3 protein-coding genes are annotated in these 2016 nt (G+C 71.9%); all 3 read right to left on the reverse strand.

The window, feature by feature from the left end:
* Positions 1 to 235, reverse strand: a 235-nt coding sequence (locus G6027_RS15400) for a nucleoside hydrolase (RefSeq protein WP_182637930.1), incomplete at its 3' end; no start/stop codon positions are given.
* Positions 232 to 744, reverse strand: a complete 513-nt coding sequence (locus G6027_RS15405; protein WP_182637931.1) for a DUF664 domain-containing protein — start codon at positions 742 to 744, stop codon at positions 232 to 234. The genes G6027_RS15405 and G6027_RS15400, both read right to left, overlap by 4 nt.
* A gap of 33 nt (positions 745 to 777) precedes the next feature.
* Positions 778 to 2016 (reverse strand): SDR family NAD(P)-dependent oxidoreductase (locus tag G6027_RS15410; protein WP_182637932.1); only part of this gene is annotated, 1239 nt, incomplete at its 5' end.

The raw sequence follows: 2016 nt of genomic DNA on the forward strand, positions 1-2016 counted from the left end.
CCGGGAGCTCGGGGGCGCCCGCCAGGTCCAGCCAGGCCAGGGCGTTGGCGACGGTGCTCTCGAGCCCGACGTTGCCGGCCGTGCACACCACGCCGACCAGGTCGATCCGCCCGGCCAGGTGCTCGGACACCAGGTAGGCGATCGCGAGGGCGTCGTCGATCCCAGGGTCGCAGTCGAGAAGGACCGGGGTCCGGGCGGTCCGCTCCGAGTCCACCCCGGGGCGGGAGGCGGTCACCGGGGTCGGGCGGACATCAGGACGTCGCGGGTGACCTCCAGATGACCGAGGTGGGTCGCGACGTCGTGGAGGATGTGCGCCAGCACCCACTCCACCGTGAGAGTGCCCGCGGCACGCGCCCGTTCCACCGGGAACGCCGTACCGGTGGGGTGGGCGAGGCCGCCCCGTGTCAGCGCGTCCGTGGTCCAGTCCGGGACCCTGTCGGCCAGCGCGGACAGCCTGTCGAGTTCGGGGAGAACCGGCCCGTCGTACTCGAACTCCGACTCGCGCTGCCGGCTGACCTGCTCGCCCCCCAGACACGATGCCCCCCACGAGGTGAGCACCCCGCAGAGGTGATGGACGATCGCTGCCGCGGAGTTGGTCGGATACGCCCCGCCCACCGCCGTGGGTCGTGCGTGGACCAGGGAGCCCGGGTCGTCTCCGCCGAGTTCGGTCACCACCGCGCGGAGCGCGGGGACGAGCTCGGCGGTCAGGATGAGGTGCACTGCCGCCGAGGTGGGTGAGTCCATACCGGTGATCCTATTGTCCGGGCCACTCACCGCTCACCACGGACTGGGACGGAAGTCCTTGAGGAAGCAGCCGAAGAGGTCCTCGCCGGCCTCGCCCCGGACGATCGGGTCGACCACGCGGGCGGCCCCGTCGACGAGGTCGAGCGGTGCGTGGAAGCCCTCCTCGTGGAGCCGGACCTTGGTCGTGTGCGGTCGCTCGTCGGTGATCCAGCCCGTGTCGACCGCGGTCATGAGGATGCCGTGTTCGGTGAACATCTCCTCGGCGGACGTGCGGGTGAGCATGTTCAGGCCGGCCTTGGCCATGTTGGTGTGCGGGTGCCCCGCGCCCTTGTAGCGACGGGAGAACTGCCCCTCCATGGCGGAGACGTTGACGACGTACTTGCGTCGGGCGTTCGACGCGGCGAGCGCGGGCCGCAGGCGGGAGACCAGGATGAACGGCGCGACCGAGTTGCACAGCTGCACCTCGAGCATCTCCATGGGCTCCACCTGCTCGACCGTGGCCACCCAGCTGTTGTGGTCGACCACGTCCGGTAGCAGCCCGCCGGCGTCGATGGCGGTTCCGGCGGCCACCCGCTCCAGGGACGCCGATCCGGCGAGGAGTGCCTGCTCGGCGATGTGTCCGGCCTCGCGCTCGGCCTCATCGGTGCCGATGAGCGCGGATTCGCCGCCCATCAGCGCAGCCGGGTGCAGCTCGGAGGTGCGGCCCATGGTGACCATCGGGATGTCGGCGGCCCGTCCGGTGAGGGGCGCGGACTCCCCGTCCACGAGACCGGAGTACGACCCGGGGGAGCGGCGCACGGTCTGGGCGGCGTTGTTGATGAGGATGTCCAGCGGCCCGGCGGCGGCGACCTCGTCGGCCAGGGCGACGACCTGGGCGGGATCGCGCAGGTCGACGCCGATCACGTGCACCCTGTCGGCCCAGTCCGCATGGTCGGGCATCGAGGCGAACCGCCGGACGGCGTCGCGGGGGAACCGGGTCGTGACGGTCACGTCCGCGCCCGCCCGCAGCAGCATGAGCGCGATGTACATGCCGATCTTGGCGCGGCCCCCGGTGAGCAGGGCCCGCCGACCGGTCAGGTCCATGTCCGGGTCCCGCCTGGCACGGTTGGCCGCGGCGCACTCGGGGCACAGCTGGTGGTAGAAGGCGTCAACCTGCGTGTACAGCTGTTTGCACACGTAGCACGCCACCGCGCGCTGCAGGTGTCCGGCCACGGCCCCCGGGGTGTTCGACACCAGCCGGATCCCGGCCGTCTCGTCGTCGATCCGGGACGG

This window comes from Dietzia sp. SLG310A2-38A2 (genome assembly GCF_014145095.1).
Taxonomy (GTDB): domain Bacteria; phylum Actinomycetota; class Actinomycetes; order Mycobacteriales; family Mycobacteriaceae; genus Dietzia.

What these genes read in the sequence shown, in the direction of transcription:
- G6027_RS15405 (WP_182637931.1), bottom strand. Translation starts at nt 744, where the DNA reads ATGGACTCACCCACCTCGGCGGCAGTGCACCTCATCCTGACCGCCGAG.